Origin of the sequence: Azohydromonas sp. (genome assembly GCF_035325925.1) — a bacterium.
In the GTDB taxonomy this organism is placed as follows: domain Bacteria; phylum Pseudomonadota; class Gammaproteobacteria; order Burkholderiales; family Burkholderiaceae_C; genus Calidifontimicrobium.
This window is the reverse complement of sequence record NZ_DAOKZA010000095.1, coordinates 1-6040: the sequence shown is the minus strand read 5'-3', so window position 1 is coordinate 6040 and position 6040 is coordinate 1. Positions and strand designations below refer to the sequence as shown.

Here is a 6040-nt window from a genome sequence, read left to right as displayed (position 1 = left end):
TTCCGGTCGTCATCCGGCCGAGCTTCACGCTCGGCGGCACCGGCGGCGGCATCGCGTACAACCCGCAGGAGTTCGAGGAGATCTGCAAGCGCGGGCTCGACCTGTCGCCGACCAACGAGCTGCTGATCGAGGAGTCGCTGATCGGCTGGAAGGAGTACGAGATGGAGGTCGTCCGCGACCGCGCGGACAACTGCATCATCGTGTGCTCGATCGAGAACCTCGACCCGATGGGCATCCACACCGGCGACTCGATCACCGTGGCGCCGGCGCAGACGCTGACCGACAAGGAATACCAGCTGATGCGCAACGCCAGCATCGCGATCCTGCGCGAGATCGGCGTCGACACCGGCGGCTCGAACGTGCAGTTCGCGATCGACCCGAAGACGGGCCGCATGATCGTCATCGAGATGAACCCGCGCGTGAGCCGCAGCTCGGCGCTGGCGTCGAAGGCCACGGGGTTCCCGATCGCCAAGATCGCGGCCAAGCTGGCCGTGGGCTACACGCTCGACGAACTCGCCAACGACATCACCGGCGGCGCCACGCCGGCGAGTTTCGAGCCGAGCATCGACTACGTCGTCACCAAGATCCCGCGCTTCGCGTTCGAGAAGTTTCCCGCTGCCGACGCGCACCTGACGACCCAGATGAAGTCCGTGGGCGAGGTGATGGCCATCGGCCGCACCTTCCAGGAGAGCCTGCAGAAGGCGCTGCGCGGGCTGGAGACCGGCATCAGCGGGCTCGACGAGCGCAGCAGCGACCGCGAGGAGATCGTCGAGGAGATCGGCGAGGCCGGGCCCGAACGCATCCTGTACGTCGCCGACGCGATGCGCGTCGGCATGAGCCTCGACGAAATCCACGACGAGACCGCGATCGACCCCTGGTTCCTCGCGCAGATCGAGGACCTGGTGGCCACCGAGCGCCTGGTCGCCGCGCGCACGCTCGACAGCCTGACCGCGGCCGAGATGCGCTGGCTCAAGGCCAAGGGCTTTGCCGACAAGCGGCTGGCCAAGCTGCTCGGCACCGACCAGCACGCGGTGCGCGCGCTGCGCCACGCGCTGGGCGTGCGCCCGGTGTACAAGCGCGTCGACACCTGCGCCGCCGAGTTCGCGACGCCGACCGCGTACATGTACTCGACCTACGACGAGGAGTGCGAGGCGCAGCCGTCGTCGCGGCGCAAGATCATGGTGCTCGGCGGCGGGCCCAACCGCATCGGCCAGGGCATCGAGTTCGACTACTGCTGCGTGCACGCCGCGCTGGCGATGCGCGAGGACGGGTTCGAGACCATCATGGTCAACTGCAACCCGGAGACGGTGTCGACCGACTACGACACGTCCGACCGCCTGTACTTCGAGCCGGTCACGCTCGAGGACGTGCTCGAGATCGTCGACAAGGAACGGCCCGAGGGCGTGATCGTGCAGTACGGCGGGCAGACGCCGCTGAAGCTCGCGCTCGACCTCGAACGCGCCGGCGTGCCCATCATCGGCACCAGCCCCGACAGCATCGACGTGGCCGAGGACCGCGAACGCTTCCAGAAGCTGCTGCACGAACTGGGCCTGAAGCAGCCTCCGAACCGCACCGCGCGCACCGAGGACGCCGCGCTGGCGATGGCGCACGAGATCGGCTACCCGCTGGTCGTGCGGCCGAGCTACGTGCTCGGCGGCAGGGCGATGGAGATCGTGCACGGCGACAAGGACCTCGAGCGCTACATGCGCGAGGCGGTGCGCGTGAGCGAGAAGAGCCCGGTGCTGCTCGACCGCTTCCTCGAGGACGCGGTCGAGGTCGACGTCGACTGCATCGCCGACGGCACCGACGTGATGATCGGCGGCATCATGGAGCACGTCGAGGCCGCGGGCATCCACAGCGGCGACTCTGCGTGCTCGCTGCCGCCGTACACGCTGCCCGCGTCGCTGCAGGACGAACTGCGTCGCCAGACCGCGATGATGGCGCGCGCGCTGCACGTGGTCGGGCTGATGAACGTGCAGTTCGCGATCCAGGGCGAGGGCGCCGACGCCGTGGTCTACGTGCTCGAGGTCAACCCGCGCGCGTCGCGCACCGTGCCCTTCGTCAGCAAGGCCACCGGGCAGCCGCTGGCGAAGATCGCCGCGCGCTGCATGGCCGGGCGCGACCTGAAGGCGCAGGGGGTGCGCGGCGAGGTGGTGCCGCCGTACTTCAGCGTCAAGGAGGCGGTGTTCCCCTTCAACAAGTTCCCCGGCGTCGACCCGGTGCTCGGCCCCGAGATGCGCTCGACCGGCGAGGTGATGGGCGTGGGCAAGACGTTCGCCGAGGCGATGCTCAAGAGCCAGCTCGGCGCCGGCTCGCGGCTGCCCGATGCCGGCACGGTGGTGATCACCGTGAAGGATGCCGACAAGTCGCGCGCGGTGCAGGTCGCGCGCGACCTGCACGCGATGGGCTACGCGGTGGTCGCCACCAAGGGCACGGCGGCGGCGATCGCCGCCGCCGACGTGCCGGTGCGCGTGGTCAACAAGGTCAAGGACGGGCGACCGCACATCGCCGACATGGTCAAGGCCGGCGAGATCCAGCTGGTGTTCACCACCGTCGACGAGACGCGCACCGCGATCGCCGACTCGCGCTACATCCGCACCGCGGCGCTGGCCCACCGGGTCACCTATTACACGACGATGGCCGGCTGCGAGGCGGCCACCGAGGCGCTCAAGCACGACGACGATCTCAGCGTCGTGTCGCTGCAGGAACTGCACGCGCAACTGGACTAAACTCGCGGCGTCGGGCCCTGTCGCCGCCGGCGTCCTCGCGGACACTGGCGGCGCTTGCTTTTTTGTTCCACCGAAGCGTGACCGTTGACCCCATGACGACGATTCCCCTGACCCGGCGCGGCGCCGAGAAGCTGAAGGACGAACTGCAGCGGCTGAAGACCGTCGAGCGGCACGCCGTGATCCGGGCCATCGCCGAGGCGCGTGCGCAGGGCGACCTGTCGGAGAACGCCGAGTACGACGCCGCCAAGGACAAGCAGGGCTTCATCGAGGGTCGCATCAAGGAACTCGAGGGCAAGCTCGCCGCGGCCCAGGTGATCGACCCGGGCGCGCTCGACGCCGGCGGGCGCGTGGTGTTCGGCGCGACGGTGGACCTCGAGGACGAGGAGTCGGGCGCGGCCGTGACCTACCAGATCGTCGGCGACGACGAGGCCGACCTGAAGCTCGGGCTGATCTCGATCTCGAGCCCGATCGCCCGTGCGCTGATCGGCAAGTCGGCCGGCGACGTCGCCGAGGTGCGCGCGCCCGGCGGCATCAAGACCTACGAGATCCTGCAGGTGCGCTATGTCTGATCGCGCCCGGGATCGGGATGCGTGCATCACGCCGCCCGCGGAGGTCGATGACCGTCGTGGCGACCGGGCGTGGCCCTGAGCGCGGGCGCGCCGATGCGCCGTGCACGCACGCTGCTGGCCGGGCTGTGGCTGGGCCTGCTGCTCACGGTGGCGCTGATCGCCACGCCGGCGCCGTTTGCGGCGCTGGCCGCCGCCGACGCCGGTCGCGTCGTCGCGCGCGTGCTCGCCAGCGAGGCCTACGCGAGCCTGGCGCTGGCCGCGGTGCTGTTCCTCGTCGAACGCCGGCTGGCGCGCGAAGGGCGCAGCGCGATGACCGCCGAACTGATGCTGGTGCTCGGCGCGCTGTTCTGCACCGTGTTCGGCTACTTCGCGCTGCAGCCGATGCTGGCCGCGGCGCGCGCCGGACAGGGCCCCTGGTCGTTCGGCGTGCTGCACGCCGCGTCGACGGCGTTTTACGGCGTCAAGGCGCTGCTCGTGCTGCTGCTGGCCTGGCGCACCGCCGCGGCACGCTGAGCGCAGCGGGGGTGTCAGGTGGCGCCGGTCTTCTTGACGCTGGTCGCGCGGCGGCGCGCCTTCTTCACCAGACCGCCGGCGGTCAGGCGCTGGTTGCCGAGCACGCGCACCTTCTTGACCTGCGGGCGATGGTTGCCGCTCTTGCTGAACTTGACGATCTTCACGACGCGCGGGCCCGCCGCGCGGCCGTCCGCGACTTCCAGTGCCTGGGGTGGCACAGGGCGCCACAACACGAGCAGCTTGCCGATGTGCTGGATCGCGGCGGCGTCGAGGCGGTCGGCCAGCGTGTCGAGCATCGCGGCACGGGCGTCGCGGTCGTCGCTGAACACGCGCAGCTTGATCAGCCCGTGCGCCTTCAACGCCGCGTCGGCTTCGCGCAGCACCGCGTCGGTGAGCCCGTCGGCACCGATCATCACCACGGGGTCGAGGTGATGCGCGGCGCTGCGGTGCTGCTTGCGCTGGGCGGGGGTCAGGACGATGGCGGGCATGCGCCCATTATCGTAGCGCGATGAAGGTCAAGACGAAGAGCAAGAAGGTCGACAAGGCGTGGCTCGCCGACCACGTCAACGACCCCTACGTGAAGCGGGCGCAGCAGGAGGGCTACCGCTCGCGCGCCGCCTACAAGATCGAGCAGATCGACGAGGCGCTGGGGCTGGTGCGCCCGGGCCAGGTGGTGGTCGACCTGGGCAGTGCGCCGGGCGCCTGGAGCCAGTACCTGCGGCGCCGCTTCGCGCCGAAGGCCGCCGGCAGCGGCGGTGCGGCGCCCGGTGCGCTGCAGGGCACGATCATCGCGCTCGACCTGCTGCCGATGGAGCCGATCGAGGGTGTCGACTTCGTGCTGGGCGACTTCCGCGACGAGGCGGTGGGCGCTACGCTGGAAGCCGCGCTGGCGGGGCGCGCCGTCGACCTGGTGGTGTCGGACATGGCGCCGAACCTGTCGGGCATCGCCAGCGCAGACGCGGCGCGCATCGCGCACCTGGTCGAGCTGGCTCTCGACTTTGCGCAGCGCCACCTGAAGGCCGACGGCGCGCTGGTGTGCAAGGTGTTCCACGGCAGCGGCTACAGCCAGCTGGTCGAGCAGTTCAAGCGCGTGTTCCGCGTCGTCAAGCCGATCAAGCCGAAGGCTTCGCGCGACCGCTCGGCGGAAACCTTTCTCGTCGGGCGGGGTCTGAAACAAGCCGGCGGGGTGGGTCGGAATACCGCATGAAACGCCTTATTGGCGGCGTTTGCGCACGTTTTGGCGTGAAGTGCAGGCCCCCATTGCGGGCATATTGACTGAAATAGAATCGTCCCCAGTTTCGGGTATGTCCGTGCATCGACTGCGGGGACGGTATCCGTGCGGTCTTCGAGGAGTCGTGGTGAACAATCAATGGTTGTCCAAGGTCGCCGTGTGGATGGTGATCGCGCTCGTGCTGTTCACCGTCTTCAAGCAGTTCGACCGTGGCGTGGCCCAGGGTGCGACGATCGGCTACTCGGACTTCCTCGAGGAGGTGCGCGCCGGGCGCATCAAGCAGGTGACGCTGCAGGAGAGTGCCAGCGGCACCGAGATCGTCGCGATCACCAACGACGAGAAGCGCATCCGCAGCAATGCCACGTACCTCGACCGCGGACTGGTCGGCGACCTGATCGCCGCCAACGTGCGCTTCGACGTGCGCCCGCGCGAGGAACCGTCGATCCTGATGAGCATCCTGCTCAGCTGGGGCCCGATGCTGCTGCTGATCGGCGTGTGGATCTACTTCATGCGCCAGATGCAAGGCGGCGGCAAGGGCGGCGCCTTCAGCTTCGGCAAGAGCAAGGCGCGCATGCTCGACGAGGCGAACAACACCACCACCTTCCAGGACGTCGCCGGCTGCGACGAGGCCAAGGAGGAGGTCAAGGAACTCGTCGACTTCCTCAAGGACCCGCAGAAGTTCCAGAAGCTCGGTGGCCGCATTCCGCGCGGCGTGCTGCTGGTCGGCCCGCCGGGCACCGGCAAGACGCTGCTCGCCAAGGCGATCGCCGGCGAAGCGAAAGTGCCGTTCTTCAGCATCTCGGGCTCCGACTTCGTCGAGATGTTCGTCGGCGTCGGCGCGGCGCGCGTGCGCGACATGTTCGAGCAGGCCAAGAAGAGCGCACCGTGCATCATCTTCATCGACGAGATCGACGCGGTGGGTCGCCACCGCGGCGCGGGTCTCGGCGGCGGCAACGACGAGCGCGAGCAGACGCTCAACCAGATGCTCGTCGAGATGG

The 6040-nt window shown here is 69.2% G+C and carries 6 protein-coding genes; 5 read left to right on the top strand and 1 reads right to left on the bottom strand.

Translation table 11 applies throughout. The features are described from left to right. The 3 genes from carB to PKC53_RS18535 all read left to right on the top strand — a co-directional run. Positions 1-2729 (top strand): carbamoyl-phosphate synthase large subunit (carB, locus tag PKC53_RS18545; protein WP_324431332.1); only part of this gene is annotated, 2729 nt, incomplete at its 5' end. Between the two features lie 92 nt (positions 2730-2821). Then, entirely contained in the window at positions 2822-3298 is a 477-nt protein-coding gene (gene greA / locus PKC53_RS18540; RefSeq protein WP_324431330.1) for a transcription elongation factor GreA, read from the top strand. 93 nt (positions 3299-3391) lie between these two features. Further along, the gene (locus PKC53_RS18535; RefSeq protein ID WP_324431329.1) at positions 3392-3811 is read left to right on the top strand and encodes a DUF4149 domain-containing protein; all 420 of its coding nucleotides are present in this window, start codon (positions 3392-3394) and stop codon (positions 3809-3811) included. Positions 3812-3825: 14 nt separating this feature from the next. Here the strand turns inward: PKC53_RS18535 and PKC53_RS18530 are convergent, their stop codons facing one another. Beyond that, a complete protein-coding gene (locus tag PKC53_RS18530) occupies positions 3826-4299 on the bottom strand; it encodes a YhbY family RNA-binding protein (RefSeq protein ID WP_324431327.1) in 474 nt (157 codons plus the stop codon). Positions 4300-4319: 20 nt separating this feature from the next. Here PKC53_RS18530 and PKC53_RS18525 point away from each other — a divergent pair, with 20 nt between their 5' ends. Then, on the top strand, positions 4320-5018 hold the full coding sequence (locus tag PKC53_RS18525) for an RlmE family RNA methyltransferase (protein ID WP_324431325.1): 699 nt from the start codon (positions 4320-4322) through the stop codon (positions 5016-5018). A gap of 151 nt (positions 5019-5169) precedes the next feature. Beyond that, positions 5170-6040 (top strand): ATP-dependent metallopeptidase FtsH/Yme1/Tma family protein (locus tag PKC53_RS18520; protein WP_324431323.1); only part of this gene is annotated, 871 nt, incomplete at its 3' end.